A 19,593-nucleotide genomic window follows, 5' to 3' on the forward strand; every position below is an offset into this window, starting at 1 on the left:
CGAGGCGCGAGCCAATCTCGAGATTCCGGGTTCGAGCTGCGCATCGCCCCGGAATGACGAAGGACGTTGTCCTTCGTCAGAACCAGCGCTCGCCGACGAACACCGTATCGCCCGGGCTCATCGGCGTGCCCAGCGGCACCACGAAGCGGCCGGAGCCGGACGCATCGGTATGGGTGAGGGTGACCTGGTCGCGCTTGGCGCGCGGCGAGAAGCCGCCGGCGATCGCGACCGCGCTTTCGACGGTCATGTTCGGCACATAGGGATACTGGCCGGGAGCCTGGACCTCGCCGAGGATGAAGAACGGCCGGTAGGACTCGATCTCGACCGCCACCGAAGGATCGCGGATGAAGCCGTTGCGCAGCCGTGCCGAGATTTCACCGGCGAGCCCGGCCGGCGTGCGGCCGCGCGCCGGCACCGAGCCGATCAGCGGCATGGTGATCGAGCCGGCGGCGTCGATCGCGTAGGAGTTGGTCAGGCCTTCCTGGCCGTAGACCACGACCCGGAGCTTGTCGCCCGGGCCGAGATGATAGGAGTTGTCGTAACCGGCGGGCCCACCCGGTGCGGCGGCATAAACCACCGGAGCGGCGCCCGGGGCGGCATAGCCATAACCAGGAGAAGCACTGGCAAAGGCGGAACGCAGAGCGCTGATCGCACCGCCACCGCCGGCATCAGCAACCGGAGCGGATGCGTAAGCCGGTCCATAGGTGACGGCATCGACACCTTGCGGGCCCATGGCAACCGGACCCGACGTGCTCATGCAGCCAGACAACGCGAGCGCAGCCACAACGGCAGTGATCGGCAATCGTAACGCGCGTGCAACCGGCACCGGACCTATCCCTCAACGGCGAGACAAGCCCAGTCTTGCACCACTTATGGTTAATAAAGGGTTTTCGAGAACCGAGTGGGGAGCCGGAAAGCCCGCCTCCCCCTCGATGACAGAGCGATCAGGCGGTGACGCCGACGCCGATCGGGCAGGACACGCCGGTGCCGCCAAGCCCGCAATAGCCCGCCGGATTCTTGGCGAGGTATTGCTGATGGTAGTCCTCCGCGAAGTAGAACTCGCCGGCCGGTGCCACTTCCGTCGTGATCGCGCCGAGGCCCTTGGCAGCGAGCGCCTTCTGATACATCGCCTGCGACGCATCGGCGGCTTTGTGCTGCGCGTCGCTGAACGTGTAGATCGCAGAACGATACTGCGTGCCGATGTCGTTGCCCTGACGCATGCCCTGCGTCGGGTTGTGGTTCTCCCAGAACGTCTTCAGCAGCTTCTCGTAGGAGATCTTCTTCGGGTCGAACACGACCAGCACGACTTCGGTGTGGCCGGTGCGTCCCGAGCACACCTCTTCATAGGTCGGGTTCGGCGTGTGGCCGCCGGCATAGCCGACCGCGGTGGTGTAGATTCCGTCGCCGAGTTCCCAGAACTTCCGCTCCGCGCCCCAGAAGCAGCCGAGGCCGAACACGGCCTGCTCGAGGCCTTGCGGATAAGGCGGCGTCAATTTGCTGCCACTGACGAAGTGCGTGGTCGCGGTCGGGATCGGCGTCGCGCGGCCAGGCAGCGCCTCGGCGGCGCTCGGCAACGCGGTGGTCTTGCGCATGAACAACATGGATACCTCCGGGCGGGACATCGGCCGACGCGGCAACGGCCTGCGGGCCGGCTGTCACCTATATATGTCCTTACGCGGATGATGGCAGCCCCGTTACTGACGGCAGCGGCCAAGAGAAGCTCAAGAGGGCTGCAGCCAGTTCAGTCGCGTGCGTAGCCGATCAGCGGCTTGCGCGGCCGGAACAGGATCATCAGCAGGATGCCGGCAATGCCGAGCACCGCGAACACCGGCTGCTCCAGAAGCACGCGGATCACGCCGTTCCAGAGCCAGGGCGCGAAGCGATCCACCCAGGCATGGAACGCCTGCTGGCTCGACTGATGGATATCGTTCCAGAACTGGCCGAATTGGGTGAACCGCAGGCTCTGGTCGGCGACGTAGCGGGCCCCGTCATAGACCATGAAGATGAAACTGCCGGCCAGCAGCAAAAGGCCGATCAGGCGGAAAAAGCCGCGGATCATGCGTCACCCTAACTCCCTGTCACGCCCCACGCGTCGACAGGCCTTACCGGGCGCCCCCCGGAAATTCAACCTCTTCAGCGGCTTATCTGGCTCTCGCGAGGCCGATTTCAGGCCCATTTTCGGTCCCGAAAGCGTTGACGGTTAAGCCTGCGCCATCTATAAGACCGGCCGATGGCGGCGGGCGCAATCCTGCCGCCGCTGTTCTTTGGACAGTGCCGCATGCGGGGGCAGCATTATGCGCCTTGGCATGGCCGCCTCAAGGACACCTTGGACAAATACATCAGAGTTGAGATTTGAACCGGCCGGTGCGCGCAAGCCCGACCACCGAGCGATCACCGCCGAAGGACAGTTAGAGAACCATGGCCAACACCACTTCCGCCAAGAAGGCGACCCGCAAGATTGCCCGCCGCACCATCGTCAACAAGTCGCGCCGCACGCAGATGCGTGGCGCGGTGCGCACCGTCGAGGAAGCAATCAAGAGCGGCGACCGCGAGGCGGCACTCAAGGCGATGAGCAAGGCCGAGCCCGAACTGATGAAGGCAGCGCAGCGCAACATCATTCACAAGAACCTCGCGAGCCGGAAGGTGTCTCGCCTCGCGCAGAGCATCGCCAAGCTCGCCAAGTAAGCCTGCGGAGTACAGCTCGCCGCGTGAGCTGACCGAAGAACACATTTGTCACCAAGCCCGGCTCGCGCCGGGCTTTTTGTTTTGGTCTCGCATTTTGTCGTGGAAGTTTCGTAGCGCGAGAAGACTCGGCGTTGCCGCGCAACGAACTGCGTGTCATGTTTCGTCGCGTCCGTAGTTCTACCGGCTCAACATGCTTAACGTGCCGCACTCGCGTACAGATTGTTCTGCGCTAAGCTAGATAGATGGAATAGCGCGCGAATATCTCGCGTTGAAAATTGCGCAGCGGGGTTACCCTGCAAAAGTAATCGCGAAAAATGACGTCTCGCGAATTACTTATGCACATAGCGCCGAACAGCGATTGGAAAAATGACCGGCGCGAGACCAAATGTAAATTTTCTATGAAAAATTTTTGGTATTGCACCGTCGTTTGTGACACGCGTGAATCTGTGCGCTGATTCAAAACCTTGCTTTCGCAACTCAGCGTCGACAACACCGCAACAGTCGCCAAGAGTCTCGACCCCCGTCGAATCCACGGATTGTCAGAAAATGCGCTTGGTGTATTTATTTCTTGTTCGCGACGCCCACGGCTCTCCAGATCAGCGCGGTTTGAGACCCAAGGGCGGACGTGCAAATCGGCGGCGGTGTGCGCGTTAGCGACGCTTTCCAAGCGAAGCTAGATTGACGGCTCATAGCGATGTGAGGACGGTCGACCTGTGTCAAAATATCTCCCGCGATGTCCCCGGCAATTTGGGGGATCGAACAAGAGAGACCAGGACGTCAGTCGGAATCTGGCAGCGGGAACGCGGCGCAAGCGAACGGATTGACGACGACACGCGGCGGCGAAGCGCCGGGCATTTCGGTGTTCGGTAGCGGCAGTTCGATTTTGAAGACACCAGCAAGCTGACAACTTGCCGCGATACGTCGCGGTGGGAGGGGGAGGACTTATGTCTTACGGTATCATCACTGCAGTCGAACCAACGACAGCCCAAGTGCAGATTTCCTGTGGTGCCGTAATCAACCCCTCGGACGCTGGCTCTTACCCGCAGAGGCCGTCGAGTACGCGCTGACCTCGCGGGACGCATCTTCTCCAAACAGCTGACCTGTCGCGTGGCGCATGGCCGCCACACGGGAGAGCTTTGTCCGGAGCAGACCGCGCCCGCTAGAGGTCGCGTCGTGGCAGGACCCCTGCGCGGCGCTTTCGCAATCATCATCTCTCAGTTTTGGAAAAGTACGAAGGCAATGACGAACACGGAACAGGATCGCTGGTCGCGGGTAAAGGGACGTTTGCGGACGAGCGTTGGTGAGGACGTCTACACGAGCTGGTTCGCGCGGATGGATCTCGAGAGCGTGCACGATGAGAGCGTGCATCTGTCGGTTCCGACCCGGTTCCTCAAGAGCTGGATCCAGGCGCATTACGCCGAACGCGTGCTCTCCTGCTGGCAGGCCGAGATGCCCGAAGTGCATCGCATCGACCTCACCGTGCGCTCGGCGATCCGCGCGATGGCCCCTGTGAAGGAAGCGGCTGCGCCGGCCGAAGTGCGCCGTGTCGAACGCAATGACGGCCGTCCCGCGCCTGAACTGCGCTCGTTCGCGACGGCGCCGGTGTCCGCCAGCCATGACGCGCTTGGCGGCTCGCCGCTCGATCCGCGCCTGACCTTTGCAAGCTTCGTCGTCGGCCGCTCCAACACGCTGGCCCATGCGGCTGCGCGCCAGGTCGCGGAAGGTCGCCGCGGCGATCCCGTGATGTTCAACCCGCTCTACATCCATGCCGGCGTCGGCCTCGGCAAGACGCACCTGCTGCAGGCCGTGACCTGGGCCGGCAATTCCGGCGGCGAGCGCAAGGTGCTGTATCTCACTGCCGAGAAGTTCATGTACGGCTTCGTCGCGGCGCTGAAGACGCAGACGGCGCTGGCGTTCAAGGAGGCCCTGCGCGGCATCGACGTGCTGGTCATCGACGATCTGCAGTTCCTGCAGGGCAAGTCGACGCAGGCCGAGTTCTGCCACACGCTGAACGCGCTGATCGACGCCGGCCGCCAGGTCGTGATCGCCGCCGACCGTCCGCCGTCCGACCTCGAAAGCCTCGACGACCGCGTGCGCTCGCGGCTCGCCGGTGGCCTGGTGGTCGAGATGGGTTCGCTCGGCGAGGAACTGCGGCTTGGCATCCTCAAGTCGCGCGTCGCCGCGGCCCGCGCCCACCATGCGACCTTCGATGTGCCGGAGGAAGTGCTCGACTATCTGGCGCGCACCATCACCCATAACGGCCGCGACCTCGAAGGCGCGATCAACCGCCTCTTGGCGCACTCCAAGCTCAACAACCAGCCGGTGACGCTGGAGATGGCCGAGCGCGAGGTGCGCGACCTGATCCGCCCGCAGGAGCCGAAGCGGATCAAGATCGAGGACATCCAGCGCGTGGTCGCCCGGCAATACAATGTCAGCCGCTCCGACCTCTTGTCGTCCCGCCGCACCGCCAACGTGGTGCGTCCGCGCCAGGTTGCGATGTATCTGGCCAAGACGCTGACCCTGCGTTCGCTGCCGGAGATCGGCCGGCGCTTCGGCGGCCGCGACCACACCACGGTGTTGCACGCGGTGCGCAAGATTGAGGCACTGGTCGCCAAGGACACGGCGCTGTCGGAGGAAGTCGAATCGCTGAAGCGTCAATTGCAGGAATAAGACTGCAGGAATAAGGCCGCCTCATTTGGCCGGCTCGTTCCATGGCCCTCCCCTTTATCAAGAGGGGAGGGCTAAACTTTTTTCCGACCCAAAACGTGGGGAACGGGGCCCGTTTCGCGCCCGTATCCCTTGCACCGGCCGCCCATCCGCGCCACCTTGCGGTCCCCCCGTGGGTTTGATCAAATCCGGTATTGATCCGGCTTATCGGGTTTCCAATGCTGCGGTGCTGCCCTGAACGGCCGCCCGGCTTTTTCATCTGAGGGATCTGGCGGGTATTGCAATGAAGGTCACCGTCGAGCGCGCGCAACTCCTGAAATCGCTGGGTCACGTTCACCGCGTGGTCGAGCGCCGCAACACCATCCCGATCCTCGGCAACGTGTTGATCCGCGCCGAGGGCGCCAAATTGTCGCTGAAGGCAACCGACCTCGATCTCGAGGTGACGGAGACCTTGGCCGCCGAGACCGGAACCGCCGGCTCGACCACGGTGCCCGCGCACATGTTCTATGACATCGTCCGCAAGCTGCCCGACGGCTCGCAGATCGTGCTCGAGGCCGACGGCGACCGCTCGGTGCTCGCGGTGCGCGCCGGCCGCTCGCGCTTCACGCTGCAAACCCTGCCCGAGAGCGATTTCCCGGGCCTTGCCGCCGGCGACATGACGCATTCGTTCTCGCTGCCGGCATCCGACATCAAGCGGCTGATCGACCGCACCCAGTTTGCGATCTCGACCGAAGAGACCCGCTATTACCTCAACGGCATCTATCTGCACGCCGCCGGCAGCGCCAAGGCTGCGACCCTGCGCGGGGTTGCGACCGACGGCCATCGTCTGGCGCAGATCGACCTCCCGCTGCCCAAGGGCGCGACCGGCATGCCCGGCGTGATCGTCCCGCGCAAGACGGTCGGCGAGGTGCAGCGGCTGATCGAGGGCGACGACGCCGAGATCTCGATCGAGCTGTCGGATGGCAAGATCCGCTTCACGCTCGGCAATGTGGTGCTCACCTCGAAGCTGATCGACGGCACCTTCCCGGACTATGGCCGCGTCATTCCGCAGAACAACGACAAGGAACTGGTGGTCGACAAGAAGGATTTCGAGGCCGCCGTCGATCGCGTCTCGACCATTTCCAGCGAACGCGGCCGCGCCGTGAAGCTGGCCTTGTCCGCCGGCAAGCTGGTGCTCTCGGTCACCAACCCGGATTCCGGCAGCGCCACCGAAGAGCTCGAGGTCGAGTACGCCTCGGACGCGCTCGATATCGGTTTCAACTCGCGCTATCTGCTCGACATCGCCGCCCAGATCGAGGGCGAGGTCGCAGTGCTGAAGCTCGCCGATCCCGGCTCCCCGACCCTGGTGCAGGACCGCGACAGCAAGGGCGCGCTCTACGTGCTGATGCCGATGCGGGTGTGATTTCTCCTCTCGTCATGGCCGGGCTTGACCCGGCCATCCATCGAACAAGAGATGACCTATTGGGTGTACATCCTCGCGAGCAAGCCCGGTGGAACTCTCTACGTTGGCGTGACCAATAATCTGGTCCGGCGAGTTTACGAGCATCGCGAGGGTCTCGCCGAAGGCTTTACCAAGCGGTACGGCATCAAGACCCTCGTCTACTTGAGGCGCATGAGACAATCGCCGCGGCGCTTCAGCGCGAGAAAAACATCAAGCACTGGTCGCGTGAGTGGAAGATTGATCTGATCGTTGCCGGCAATCCCGACTGGCGAGACTTATATGGTGAAATTGTCCGCTAGCGCGGACGATGGATTGCCGGGTCAAGCCCGGCAATGACAAGGTAACATGACCCCGTCCCGCATTCATCGCCTGTCGCTGACGCATTTCCGGAATTACCGGACGGCGACGCTGCAGGTCGCGGGCGACATGGTGGTGCTGGTCGGGCCGAACGGCGCCGGCAAGACCAATTGCATGGAGGCGGTCTCGTTCCTGTCGCCGGGCCGCGGGCTGCGCCGCGCGACCTTGGAGGACATCGCCGACAATCAGGGCGACGGCTCCTGGGCGGTCTCGGCCGAAGTCGAGGGTGCGCTCGGCCTCGCCACGCTCGGCACCGGCATCGATCCCCCGACCGGCGAGGCGAGCAACAGCCGACGCTGCCGCATCGATCGCGAACCGGTGGGGTCCGCGACCGCGTTCGGCGACCACCTGCGCATGGTGTGGCTGACGCCGGCGATGGACGGCCTGTTCATGGGCGCCGCCTCCGAGCGGCGGCGCTTCTTCGACCGCCTGGTGCTGGCGATCGATTCCGAGCACTCCAGCCGGGTCTCGGCGCTGGAGCGCTCGCTGCGCTCGCGCAACCGGCTGCTCGAAGTGCGCAACTACGACGACCATTGGTGTGACGCGATCGAGCGCGAGACCGCCGAGCTTGCGGTCGCAGTCGCCGCATCGCGCGGCCAGACCGCCGCCAAGCTCGCCGCGATGCTGCACGAGCGCGGCGCCGCCTCGGCCTTCCCCTCCGCCGAGATCATGCTCGACGGCTGGATGGAGAACGCGCTGCTGCAGGAGCCCGCGACCGCGGTGGAGGACCGCTACCGCGAGATCCTGCGCGCCAGCCGTCCGCGCGACGCCGCCGCCGGGCGCACGCTCGACGGACCGCATCTGACCGATCTGCAGGTGATCTACGCGCCGAAGAGCATGCCGGCGCGCGACGCCTCGACCGGCGAGCAGAAGGCGCTGTTGATCGGGCTGGTGCTGGCGCATGCCACGATGGTCGCGGAGATGACCGGCATCGTGCCGCTGCTGCTGCTCGACGAGGTCGTCGCCCATCTCGATCCCAATAGGCGCAAGGCGCTCTTCGACGAGCTCGCCAAGCTCGGCGCACAGGTCTGGATGACCGGCGCCGACCCTGCCGCCTTCGTCGATATCGGCCCGACGGGAGAGATTTTCGACGTCGAATCCGGCCGCGCCACACGGCGCGCCTAAGGGCGGGGAATCGTCTCCGAAAGGGGCTCGAATCTGCCTTCGAATCGGGCTTTTCAGAGCCTCCGGAATCGGCCTTTGAGAGCCTTGAAACAGGTCGAAAAAATCCTATTTATTCAATAGTTTGTAGACAGAGACTTTGCGCTAGGCGCAACTGCTCTTTCATGGCACAAATAGCGGAATCAGCGCCTCATTTTGTGCAGCTGATTCGGGACATCCTCGAAGGCCTCACATGACTGAACCTGCCCGGCAGACCCCTGCCGAATCTGAGCATCCCATTCCGGCCGAATATGGTGCGGAATCGATCCGGGTGCTGAAGGGCCTCGACGCCGTCCGCAAGCGGCCCGGCATGTATATCGGCGACACCGACGACGGTTCCGGCCTGCACCACATGGTCTACGAGGTCGTCGACAACGCGATCGACGAGGCGCTGGCGGGCCATGCAAGCCGCGTCCTGGTCACCCTCAACGCCGACAATTCCGTCACCGTGTACGACGACGGCCGCGGCATTCCGGTCGGCATCCACAAGGGCGAAGGCGTCTCGGCGGCCGAGGTCATCATGACCCAGCTCCACGCCGGCGGAAAGTTCGACCAGAACTCCTACAAGGTCTCCGGCGGTCTGCACGGCGTCGGCGTCTCCGTCGTCAACGCGCTGTCCAGCAAGCTGGGCTTGCGGATCTGGCGCGACGACAAGGAGCACTACATCGAATTCGCGCACGGCGATGCCGTCGCGCCGCTCAAGGTGGTCGGCGATGCCCCGGGCAAGCGCGGGACCGAGGTCACCTTCCTCGCCTCGCCCGAGACCTTCAAGAACATCGAATATGATTTCGCGACGCTCGAGCACCGGCTGCGCGAGCTCGCCTTCCTCAATTCCGGCGTCCACATCGTGCTGTCCGACATGCGTCACGCGGTCGAGAAGCGCGAGGAGATGCACTATTCCGGCGGCGTCGAGGAATTCGTCAAATATCTCGACCGCAACAAGAAGGCGATCGTGCCGGCGCCGATCATGGTGCGCGCGGAAGCCAACGGCATCGGCGTCGAAGCCGCGCTGTGGTGGAACGACAGCTACCACGAGAACGTGCTGTGCTTCACCAACAACATCCCGCAGCGCGACGGCGGCACCCATCTGGCCGGCTTCCGCGGCGCGCTGACGCGCCAGGTCAACGGCTATGCCGAGGCCAATGCGAAGAAGGAAAAGATCGCGCTGACCGGCGACGATTGCCGCGAAGGCCTCACCGCGGTGTTGTCGGTGAAGGTGCCCGATCCGAAATTCTCGTCGCAGACCAAGGACAAGCTGGTGTCCTCGGAGGTTCGACCGGTGGTCGAGAACGTCCTGAACGAGGCGCTGGCGGCCTGGTTCGAGGAGAATCCGAAGGAAGCCAAGGAAATCGTCGGCAAGGTGATCCAGGCCGCCGCCGCCCGCGAGGCTGCGCGCAAGGCACGCGAGCTGACCCGCAAGAATCCGCTCAGCGTCTCCTCGCTGCCCGGCAAGCTCGCCGACTGCCAGGAGAAGGATCCGGCGAAGTCCGAACTGTTCATCGTCGAGGGTGACTCGGCAGGCGGCAGCGCCAAGCAGGGCCGCAACCGCGAATTCCAGGCGGTGCTGCCGCTGCGCGGCAAGATCCTCAATGTCGAGCGCGTGCGCCCCGACAAGATGCTGTCGTCGGAGCAGATCGGCACGCTGATCACCGCGCTCGGCACCGGCATCAGCGACGACTTCTCGGTCGACAAGCTGCGCTACCACAAGATCATCGTGATGACCGACGCCGACGTCGACGGCGCCCATATCCGCACGCTGCTGCTGACCTTCTTCTATCGCCAGATGCGCTCGATCATCGATGGCGGCTTTCTCTACATCGCCCAGCCGCCGCTCTATAAGGTCTCGCGCGGCAAGTCCGAGCAATATCTGAAGGACGAGCGCGCCCTCGAGGATTATCTGATCTCGACCGGGCTCGACGAATGCGTCTTCAAGCCGGCCTCCGGCGAAGACCGCTCGGGCCGTGACTTGCTGTCGCTGGTCGAAGACGCCCGGACGATCCGCTCCGTGCTGCGCAACCTGCACAGCCGCTACAATCGCGCGGTGATCGAGCAGGCCGCGATCGCCGGCGTGCTGACCCCGAGAATCACCAGCGATATCGCGACCGCCAACTCCGCGGCTGATTACATCGCCAAGCGGCTGGATGCGGTTGCCGACGAAGTGGAGCGCGGCTGGATCGGCATCTTCACGGAAGGCCAGGGCTTCCAGTTCGAGCGCACCGTGCGCGGCGTCAAGGAAGTGGCCGTGATCGACGACGCGTTTCTCGGCTCGGCCGATGCACGCAAGCTCGACGAGTATGCGACCAGGCTGCAGGAGATCTACGTGCGGGCGGGCAAGCTCCGGCGCAAGGATGCCGAGCAGACCATTCACGGCCCGATCGACCTGTTCGAGGCCGTGACCGATGCCGCCCGCAAGGGCATCTCGCTGCAGCGCTACAAAGGTCTCGGCGAGATGAACCCGGAGCAGCTGTGGGAGACGACGCTGGACACCGAGGCGCGCTCGCTGCTCCAGGTGAAGATCAAGGAGGTCGACGAGGCCGACGATATCTTCACCAAGCTGATGGGCGACGTGGTCGAACCACGCCGCGACTTCATCCAGGAAAACTCGCTCAGCGCCACCATCGACATCTAGGGACCTGCTCCCGGCGGCCAGGCGGACATGCGCTGCCGACGCGACGGCTCGGCCGAGATGACGTGTCCGTGACCGCGCGCTCCGCACCGTCGCGCGGCTACCTTTCGTGTAGAAGCTGCGCCGGGAGTTGTGTTACGGTGCCGGACAGCCATTGATTCCGTTACGGAATTTCGCGTGGCCACATTCGAATCCAAGTCTGGATGATGCGTTAGGGGACATTCCGCGTGCCGCCGATCCAATACATCGTCGAAGGCGGCCGCCGCCTTTCGGGCACCATCGAGCCGTCGGGCAACAAGAACTCCGCGCTGCCAATCATCGCAGCTGCCCTGCTCACCGAGCATCCGGTCACGCTGACCAACGTGCCGCGCATTCGCGACACCGAAACGCTGGTCGAGCTGTGCCGCTCGGTCGGCGCCAGCGCCGAATGGACCGAGCGCAACACGCTGCAGATCCATGCCAAGGAGATCCGCGCCGCCGATCTCGATCCGGCTCTGTGCGCGCGGATCCGCGCCTCGATCCTGCTGGCAGGTCCGCTGCTCGCCCGCTGCGGCGAGGTCGCGTTGCCGCCGCCCGGCGGCGACGTGATCGGCCGCCGCCGGCTCGACACGCATTTTCTGGCCTTCGAGCAGCTCGGCGCCACGGTCACCGCGACGCACCGGCTGGAATTCCGCGCCGCGCGCCTGAAGGGCGCCGATGTGTTCCTCGACGAGCCCAGCGTCACCGCGACGGAGAACGCGCTGGTCGCCGCCGTCGCCGCCCGCGGCACCACCTATCTGCGCAACGCGGCCTCCGAGCCGCATGTGCAGGATCTCGCCAATTTCCTGGTCGCGCTCGGCGCGAAGATCGAAGGTATCGGCACCAACACCATCACCGTGCACGGCCAGGCGACGCTCGGCGGCACGAGCTACGCGATCCAGCCCGACCATATCGAAGTCGGATCGCTGATCGGGCTTGCCGCGGTGACCCGCTCGCCGCTGCGCATCGCGCGCGCCGGCGTCGAGCATTTGCGCTCGATCCGGATGGGCTTTGAGCGGCTCGGCATCGTCTGCGGCGTCGAGGGCGACGACCTCGTCGTGCCGTCGAACCAGACCATGAAGATCCAGGACGATTTCGGCGGCCACGTGCCGAAGCTCGAGGACCAGCCCTGGCCCGCCTTCCCGGCGGACCTGATGTCGATCGCGATCGTCACCGCGACGCAGTGCGACGGCGTCATCCTGATGCACGAGAAGATGTTCGAGTCGCGGATGTTCTTCGTCGACAACCTGATCGCGATGGGTGGCCGGATCGTGCTGTGCGATCCGCACCGCGCGATCGTGGCCGGTCCGAGCCGGCTGCGCGGCGCGCCGATGAACTCGCCCGACATCCGCGCCGGTATGGCGATGTTGCTGGCCGCGGTGTGCGCCAACGGCACCTCCACCATCAACAATGCCGACCAGATCGAGCGCGGCTATGAGCGGATCGACGAACGACTCAACGCGCTCGGCGCCAAGATCAAGCGGATACCAGCGCGATCGTGATCCGGGCATGATCCGGAAAAACGTGAAGCGTTCTTCCGGTCGGACCATGCTCAAACGACAATTTGGGAGGCGATGATCTCTGCGTGAGATCGTCGCGTTTGGGCAGTTTGGCCATCCTTCCGGCCGGTTTGCCGTGCTAAGCGTGCCGTCATGACCTGCATCGACAAGATCGACCCGGCCGCGTCGCGCGCGGCCGTCGTCCCCTCTCGCAAGCTGCTCACGGCCGAGCTCGCCGAAACGCTGAAGCTCGCCGTGCCGCTTGCGCTGACACAGCTCGGGCAGATCGCGATGATGACGACCGATCTCGCCTTCATCGGCCGGCTCGGCAGCGAGAACGTCGCCGCGGCGGCGCTGGCGCACACCGTGTATTTCGTCAGCTTCACGATCGGCATGGGCATGATGTCGGCGGTCTCGCCGCTGGCCGCGCAGGCATTCGGCGCCCGCAACCCGCGCGTGATGCGGCGCGCGCTCCGCGTCGGCCTGTGGACCGGGTTCTTCATGGTGCTGCCGCTGATGGCGCTGCCGTTCCATGGCGAGCGCATCCTGCTCGCGCTCGGCCAGACCCAGGCCACCGCGCATCTGGCGCAGCAATATCTGTTCGGGCTCGCCTGGGGCATCCTGCCGGCGCTGTGGTTCATTGCGATCCGCGGCTTCATGAGCGCGGTGAACCGGCCGGAGCCGGTGCTGTGGATCACGCTCGCGGCGATCCCGGCCAATGCGCTGATGGTCTACCTGTTGCTGTACGGCAAATGGGGCATGCCTGAACTCGGCATGTTCGGCGCCGGACTTGCGACCACGATCGTCAACCTCGGCACCTTCCTCGCCGGCGTGTGGTTCGCGGCACGGCGCCGCCCGTTCAGCAAGTACCATGTGTTCAGCCGCGTCTGGCGCATCGACTGGCCGTTGATGGGCAAGCTGGTCGCCGTCGGCGCACCGATCTCGATCGCCTTTTTGCTCGAGTACGGCTTGTTCGGCGCGGCCGGCCTGCTGATGGGGCTGATCAGCACCACGGCGCTGGCGGCGCACCAGATCGCGCTGCAGATCGCGGCGATCCTGTTCATGGTGCCGTTCGGCGTCAGCATGGCCGCCACCGTGCGGGTCGGCCACGCCGTCGGCCGCCGTGACCCCGACGCGGTGCAGCGTGCCGGCTTCGTCGCGGTCGCGCTCTCCGGCGTCTTCATGAGCATCATGACGCTCGCGGTGATTCTGGCGCGCTTCGAGATCGCGGCCCTGTTCCTCGGCGAAGCCTCCGACGCCACCGCGCAGCTCACCGCAATGCTGCTCCTGATCGGCGCGACGTTCTTCATCGCCGATGGCGTGCAGACCACCACCGCCGGCGCGCTGCGCGGCATGAACGACACCCAGGTGCCGCTGCTGTTCGCCGTCATCAGCTATTGGCTGATCGGCTTCGCGTCGGCCTCTGCGCTGGCCTTCTGGGCCAACCTCAACGCCCCCGGCGTCTGGATCGGATTGTCGCTCGGAACTGCGGTCTACGCGACCCTCCTGATCTTGCGTTTCCGCCTGCTGGCACGCAGACTGGTAGGATGAAGGTTGCCGGATGAAGGTCGACGAGGTCACACCGAACGGAGGCTAGCGCATGACCTTGTCGGTCGACCTGTTCTTCTCGTTCCGCAGTCCGTACAGCTATCTGGCGTTGCCGAAGACGCTGAAGATGGTCGCCGACTACGATATCGCGGTGAATTTGCGGCCGGTCTATCCGCTCGCGGTGCGCGTGCCCGGCTTCTTCAAGAAGACCAATCCGCAATTCGCCCGCTATGTCGTGCTGGATTCCAGCCGCGTCGCCAAGCACGAGAACATCCCGTTCCGCTTTCCGCGCCCGGACCCGATCGTGCAAGACATGACGACGCTCGACGTCGCCACGCATCAGCCCTACATCCACCGCCTGACCCGGCTCGGCGCCGCCGCGCAGCTCGAGGGGCGGTCGCTTGCCTTCACCTCCGCCATCAGCCGCGTGCTGTGGGACGGCTCGGTGAAGGGCTGGAACGAGGGCGATCATCTGGCGAAAGCGGCCGATGCCGCGGGCTTCGATCTCGCCGCGATGGATGCGGCGATCGCGGCCGATCCCGATCGCCATGAAGCGGTCATCAAGGGCAACGAGGACGCGCATGCGGCCTCCGGCCATTGGGGTGTGCCGACCTTTGTATTCGCCAACGAACCGTTCTTCGGTCAGGACCGTATCGATCTCCTGATCTGGCGCATGGAGAGCAAGGGCCTGACGCGCCGCACGGCATAGCCACGGGTCATGCCGCGCTCTTCTCCGAAGTTTCCGCAACGATCTTCTCGGAAGAATCCTCGTTCGTGCACCAATTGCCGTGGCAGCGCTTGAGGTCGTTCAGGTTCTGCCGCATCTGGTCGAGCGAAAAGCCGAGCGCGAAGAACCGCTCCATGGCATCGACCGGAAGGCCCCGGGTCAGGCCCTCGCTGCGCACCGCGGCAACCTCCTCGCTGTAGGCATGCAGCGCGGCATCGACCGGCGCCATGTCGGCCGGGCCGCTGCCGGCGCGCAGGGCGGTCGCGACCGCCACCATGTAAGTCACGATGGCATGGCTGACGTCGGCCAATGGCCGCGCCAGCCTGGCCTGGATATCGGCCGGCAGCGGCACCACGCAGGCGCGCCCGATCATCACAACGTCGTGCCGTAGCCGCTGGATGGTCCGCAGCAGCGGACCGGTGTCCGGCCCGGATGACAGATGCATGGTGCGTTCACGCTCGGCCTCGAGGCCGGTCGCGTGCAGATTGGTCACCGCGGTGCCGATGCCATCCTGGATCCGGTGCAGTGCGTCGTTGTCGAGCCCGCGGGTCAGGCCGGCGAGCAATTCGGCGAACGCTGCTGAGAGCAGTTCCAGCAGCTTCGATGCATTGACCCTGATCTGGCTGACCGCGCGCGACGGCAGCACCAGGAACGAGATCACAAGGCCAGTCAGCGCACCGACCGTGACCTCGAGGACGCGGTCGATCGCTGAGTCCAGCGGATTGGAATGATGCATCGTCGGCAGCAGCAGCACGATCACCGCCGTCACCGTCGCCGAGTTCAGGCTGGGATTGAGCGCGGCGATGAACGCCAGCGGCACGATCGCCAGCACCAGCAGCGCCAGCAGGCTGCCCTCGCCGGAATGCGGGATCAGCACCGCGATCGCGCCGCCATAGATGGCGCCGCCGATGGTGCCGAGCATGTAGTCGCGGGTCGCCTTCAGCGAGCGGCCGACGCTCATCTGGGTCACGATCAGCGAGGTCAGCACCGCCCATAGCGGCAGCATGAGGTGCAACGCGAGCGCGATGGTATAGGCGGCCACGCCGGCGGATGCGATCCGGACCGCCAGCGCCAACTGCGTCCTGCGGGTCCAGAGCTGGTCGAACATGCGTTTTGCGAAGGTCCTCATGCACCCTGATCCGCAATCAATGGAAAGGCCCGTGTTACATGACTTGACGTCCAGCGACCGTAAGCATGGCTGCTGCCCGCGGCGGCAAGGTGGCTTGAAAGGCCAAACCCGCCCGCCTACCCTGCGCCGCAAAATTGAGGAAACACGATGGCCCACGAAACCGCAACGCTCGCCGCCTACGTCGCCGACCTGAAATATTACGACATTCCGCTGGAGGTGCTGGAGCGTGCCAAGGTTTTGACGCTGGATTTCCTGGGCAGCACCATCCGCGCCCGCCGCGATGCGGAATCGACGCCCTCGCTGATGAAGATGCTGGAAGCGCTGGCGCTGGACGGCAAGGGCGAGGCCACGGTGTTCGGCGACACCAAGACCTGGACGCCGGCGGTGGCGGCGCTGCTCAACGGCGCGCTCGGCCATTCGCTCGACTTCGACGACACCCACGCCGATTCCTCGCTGCATCCGAGCGCACCCGTGGTGCCTGCCGCGTTCGCGATCGGCGAGATGGTCGGCGCGTCCGGCCGCGACGTGCTGACCGCAATCGTTGCCGGTTATGAAGTGTGCTGCCGGCTCGGCAACGCGCTCGACCCGACCTCGCATTACGCCCGCGGCTTCCACCCGACCGCGACGGCCGGCACCTATGGCGCCGCCGCGGCGGCGGCAAAACTGTTCGGACTGTCGAAGGAACAGATCATCTCCGCGTTCGGCGTCTCCGGCAGCCAGGCCGCGGGCTCGCTGCAATTCCTGGTCAACGGCGCCTGGAACAAGCGCTACCAGGTCGGCGCCGCCGCGATGAACGGCGTGATTGCAGCGACTTTGGCGCGCAACGACTTCATCGGTTCGAGCGAGTCGGTCGAGGGCAAGCACGGCCTTTTGGTCGGCTATACCGATGACGCCCATCCGGACAAGGCGGTGGCGGGCTTGGGCCACACCTACGAGACGCTGAAGATCGGCGTGAAGCCGTATCCGAGCTGCCGCTATACCCATGCCGCGATCGACGCGCTGATCGCGATGCGGCGCGAGCACAATCTGACGCCGGACCAGATCAGGAAGGTCGAGATCGGCTTGCACCGCAACGGCATCACGCTGACCGGCGACGCCGCCACCAAGCGTCACCCGACCTCGGTGGTCGGCGGCCAGTTCTCGATGTTCTTCACCGGCGCGATCGCGCTCGACCAGGGCCATTTCGGCTGGGATGATTACGACCGGCTCGGTGATGCGGCGATCGACGCGCTCGCCGACAAGTTCGACGTGGTGCAGGACGACCGCCTCGAGGTCGGCCGTACCCATCCGTTCGGCGCCCGCGTCTCGATCACCACCGATGACGGCACCCATGAGCGCCTCTATGCCGATCCATCCGGCGAACCGACCTCGTTCCCGGATGCAAAGGCGATGCAGCAGAAGTTCCTGACGCTGGCCCGCCCGGTGCTCGACAAGCGCGCCGACCAGCTCGCGGACGCGATCCTGACGCTGGAGCGGTTCGACCGCGTGGAGAAGGCGACGCAGCTGGGGCGGCAGTAGGCGGATCTATCGTTACTGCAAAGGCTGCACGCCGCGCCCACAGCTGTCGTCCCTGCGAAAGCAGGGACCCATAACCACAGGGTTGCGTTGTGAGAGTGAGCTGCGGCCCCAGCGTCGCGCACCAATTCTCATTTGGGGTAATGGGTCCTGGCTTTCGCCAGGACGACGATGGGGATGAGGCGCAATTGCTGCGGGGGCTTGCGTCGTCGGGCAAATCGGTGGCAGGCGCGTTCCGACCCCTCGTCATTCCGGGGCAGCCCGAAGGGCTGAGCCCGGAATGACGGAGACCTACTCCGCTCCATCAATGATCACAAAATCCCCGTCCGAGTATTTCTGCCGGATTGCTTTCGCGGCCTGATAGTCGGGGCAGGTGTAGCACTCCATCGCGGTGGCGCGATCCTTGAACTCGATGACGAAGTTGCGCTGGCGCGTCGCACCTTCCATCACCTCATACGGGCCATTGCGCACGATGAAATGGGCGCCGTATCGGGCAAATACCGGCATCGCGGCGGCGAGATACTCGGGATAGCGAGCTTCATCGTGCACCGTGACGTGCACGATCCAGTAGGCTTTCGGCATGATGGTCTCCGGCTGAGGTAATCTTAAGGAACTGTGGCGCACCTCCTGCGAGATGCGCCACAGCATCAGAAAATTCCGGAGGCCGAGATTCAATTCACGATCGCGCGGGTGGTGTGTGACGTCTCCATCAATTGCCGCCCGCGAGCCGCGCGCTTGTGGAGGTCGCCGTCACCACATCGCGAACCAGATCGAACACGCCGTCCACCTCGGGCGGCATGTTCGGCGAGCGGCCGAGGCGGACGATGACGAGCCGCTGTGACGGCACGATGATCACATACTGCCCGATCGTGCCCTTGGCGAAATACGCATCGCGCGGCCAGCCATGCGGGATGCGATGGTTGGCGCCGAAACTGTTGCCGAGATTGGTCCAGAAGCCCGCGCCGTAGCCGACCCAGGCATTCGGCGTGGCCGAAGCCGAATAGGCCGCCCAGCCCTCCGGCAGGATGCGCTTGTCGCCGGCCATCCCGTCGTTGAGGTAGAGCTGGCCGAGACGCGCCCAGTCGCGTGCACTCGCCATCATCGCGCCCGATCCTTCCGGCGTGCCCGCAGCATCGAACTGCATCACGACATTGCGCATGCCGAGCGGACCGAAGAGCTTTTCACGCGCGAAGCGGATGACGTCCGCCGCGTGCCCGCCGGCGGCGTTGCGGATCAGATGCGAGAGGATGAGGTAGTTGCCGTCATGATAATTCCAGACCTGGCCAGGCGCGCTCTCCAGCGGAGCACTCTCGGCGAAGGCGGCCATATCCGATTCCATGAACTTCATGCGGTTGACCGGCTCGAGCACGGACGCCAGCGACGCCTGCAGCGAGCTGCCGAGCGCAAGCCCTGCGGTGTGGCGCAGCAGCTCGTCGACCGTGATCGCGTGGCGCGGATCGTCGGGATTCCGCCAGGCAGCGATCGGGACCGGCTGGTCGCGCGTCAGCCTGCCCTCGCGGACGAGGATTCCGATCAGGGCCGAGATCGCCGACTTGCTCATGGAGAAGCCGAGCAGCGGCGTCTCGATGCGGATGCCGTCGGCGTAGCGCTCGGCGACGATGCGACCGTCCTTCATCACGACAACAGCGCGGGTGTGGCGGAACGGCGGCTCCGCCGGCTCGGCAAAGGCGCGGTCGAGCGCGGCCCCAAGCTGCGGGCTTTGTGGCGCGACGAGCGAAGGACCTGCGATCTCGGGCAGCGATGCTGCCTGCGGTTTCGAGGGCGAAGGCGCGGTATCGGCCAGCGTCTCGCCATGATCGAGCGTGCAGCCCATGCCCTCGCGATAGACCGCATGGCTGCGGCCAAGCCCAAACAGCGTTACGGTGACGTCCTTGCGATCGAGGTCGACCTCGGTGTCCATCGCCCAGGTGATCAGGCCGGCCCCCGGCATCGCGTCCGTGGTCTCGGCCAGGTTTCGCCGGGGGTCGAGCCCGCTGACGAAGGTCTCCGAGCAGACGACGTTGGCGACAAAGCCGGTCGCGACCTTGGGCACATCGCGGGCCCGGGCGGCGGACAGCGCCAGCGCACCGCAGGCGGTGGTGGCAATGAGAATGAAGGCGAGCTTTCGACGGGTCACGGGATCCTCCGGCATGGCGCATGGGGCGCGTGGCGGAGATCAGGCCGGAGCGGACGCGCAAGCGCTCGCCGGATTTAGAAATG

15 protein-coding genes and 1 pseudogene are annotated in these 19,593 nt (G+C 65.2%); 10 read left to right on the forward strand and 6 right to left on the reverse strand.

Annotated features, from left to right (window positions below):
- Nucleotides 1–76: 76 nt before the first annotated feature.
- The 3 genes from JQ573_RS22205 to JQ573_RS22215 form a co-directional block, all read right to left on the reverse strand.
- A complete protein-coding gene (locus JQ573_RS22205) occupies nucleotides 77–826 on the reverse strand; it encodes a polysaccharide biosynthesis/export family protein (RefSeq protein ID WP_212312328.1) in 750 nt (249 codons plus the stop codon).
- 118 nt (nucleotides 827–944) lie between these two features.
- Nucleotides 945–1,601 carry a peptide-methionine (S)-S-oxide reductase MsrA gene (msrA, locus tag JQ573_RS22210; RefSeq protein WP_212312330.1) on the reverse strand — a complete coding sequence of 219 codons (657 nt, stop codon included), beginning with the start codon at nucleotides 1,599–1,601 and terminating at the stop codon, nucleotides 945–947.
- 140 nt (nucleotides 1,602–1,741) lie between these two features.
- Nucleotides 1,742–2,059 carry a hypothetical protein gene (locus JQ573_RS22215; RefSeq protein ID WP_092120555.1) on the reverse strand — a complete coding sequence of 106 codons (318 nt, stop codon included), beginning with the start codon at nucleotides 2,057–2,059 and terminating at the stop codon, nucleotides 1,742–1,744.
- 359 nt (nucleotides 2,060–2,418) lie between these two features.
- Here JQ573_RS22215 and rpsT point away from each other — a divergent pair, with 359 nt between their 5' ends.
- From rpsT to JQ573_RS22260, 9 genes and pseudogenes are all read left to right on the forward strand, one after another.
- Nucleotides 2,419–2,685, forward strand: a complete 267-nt coding sequence (gene rpsT / locus JQ573_RS22220; protein ID WP_212312332.1) for a 30S ribosomal protein S20 — start codon at nucleotides 2,419–2,421, stop codon at nucleotides 2,683–2,685.
- Between the two features lie 1,239 nt (nucleotides 2,686–3,924).
- The gene (dnaA, locus tag JQ573_RS22225; protein ID WP_212312334.1) at nucleotides 3,925–5,355 is read left to right on the forward strand and encodes a chromosomal replication initiator protein DnaA; all 1,431 of its coding nucleotides are present in this window, start codon (nucleotides 3,925–3,927) and stop codon (nucleotides 5,353–5,355) included.
- Between the two features lie 280 nt (nucleotides 5,356–5,635).
- The gene (gene dnaN, locus JQ573_RS22230; protein ID WP_212312336.1) at nucleotides 5,636–6,754 is read left to right on the forward strand and encodes a DNA polymerase III subunit beta; all 1,119 of its coding nucleotides are present in this window, start codon (nucleotides 5,636–5,638) and stop codon (nucleotides 6,752–6,754) included.
- A gap of 51 nt (nucleotides 6,755–6,805) precedes the next feature.
- Nucleotides 6,806–7,092 (forward strand): annotated as a pseudogene (locus tag JQ573_RS22235) (GIY-YIG nuclease family protein).
- A gap of 46 nt (nucleotides 7,093–7,138) precedes the next feature.
- Nucleotides 7,139–8,275, forward strand: coding sequence for a DNA replication/repair protein RecF (recF, locus tag JQ573_RS22240; protein WP_212312337.1), 1,137 nt, complete (start codon nucleotides 7,139–7,141; stop codon nucleotides 8,273–8,275).
- Nucleotides 8,276–8,504: 229 nt separating this feature from the next.
- The gene (gene gyrB / locus JQ573_RS22245; protein WP_212312339.1) at nucleotides 8,505–10,940 is read left to right on the forward strand and encodes a DNA topoisomerase (ATP-hydrolyzing) subunit B; all 2,436 of its coding nucleotides are present in this window, start codon (nucleotides 8,505–8,507) and stop codon (nucleotides 10,938–10,940) included.
- Between the two features lie 224 nt (nucleotides 10,941–11,164).
- On the forward strand, nucleotides 11,165–12,457 hold the full coding sequence (gene murA / locus JQ573_RS22250) for a UDP-N-acetylglucosamine 1-carboxyvinyltransferase (protein ID WP_212312341.1): 1,293 nt from the start codon (nucleotides 11,165–11,167) through the stop codon (nucleotides 12,455–12,457).
- A 150-nt stretch (nucleotides 12,458–12,607) separates the two neighbouring features.
- Complete coding sequence (locus tag JQ573_RS22255) at nucleotides 12,608–14,005, forward strand: MATE family efflux transporter (protein ID WP_212312343.1); 1,398 nt, start codon at nucleotides 12,608–12,610, stop codon at nucleotides 14,003–14,005.
- A gap of 49 nt (nucleotides 14,006–14,054) precedes the next feature.
- Nucleotides 14,055–14,711: a 2-hydroxychromene-2-carboxylate isomerase gene (locus JQ573_RS22260; RefSeq protein WP_212312345.1), complete on the forward strand. Its 657-nt coding sequence runs from the start codon at nucleotides 14,055–14,057 to the stop codon at nucleotides 14,709–14,711.
- Between the two features lie 7 nt (nucleotides 14,712–14,718).
- Here the strand turns inward: JQ573_RS22260 and JQ573_RS22265 are convergent, their stop codons facing one another.
- Nucleotides 14,719–15,858, reverse strand: coding sequence for an aromatic acid exporter family protein (locus JQ573_RS22265; RefSeq protein WP_212312353.1), 1,140 nt, complete (start codon nucleotides 15,856–15,858; stop codon nucleotides 14,719–14,721).
- Between the two features lie 147 nt (nucleotides 15,859–16,005).
- Between JQ573_RS22265 and JQ573_RS22270 the strand changes: the two genes are divergently transcribed.
- Nucleotides 16,006–17,376 carry an MmgE/PrpD family protein gene (locus JQ573_RS22270; protein ID WP_212312361.1) on the forward strand — a complete coding sequence of 457 codons (1,371 nt, stop codon included), beginning with the start codon at nucleotides 16,006–16,008 and terminating at the stop codon, nucleotides 17,374–17,376.
- A 288-nt stretch (nucleotides 17,377–17,664) separates the two neighbouring features.
- Here JQ573_RS22270 and JQ573_RS22275 read toward each other — a convergent pair whose 3' ends face one another.
- On the reverse strand, nucleotides 17,665–18,021 hold the full coding sequence (locus JQ573_RS22275) for a DUF1330 domain-containing protein (protein WP_409334678.1): 357 nt from the start codon (nucleotides 18,019–18,021) through the stop codon (nucleotides 17,665–17,667).
- 61 nt (nucleotides 18,022–18,082) lie between these two features.
- Nucleotides 18,083–19,510, reverse strand: a complete 1,428-nt coding sequence (locus JQ573_RS22280; protein WP_312011593.1) for a serine hydrolase — start codon at nucleotides 19,508–19,510, stop codon at nucleotides 18,083–18,085.
- Between the last annotated feature and the right edge of the window lie 83 nt (nucleotides 19,511–19,593).

The sequence above is a fragment of the Bradyrhizobium sp. AUGA SZCCT0105 genome (assembly GCF_018129565.1).
Taxonomy (GTDB): domain Bacteria; phylum Pseudomonadota; class Alphaproteobacteria; order Rhizobiales; family Xanthobacteraceae; genus Bradyrhizobium.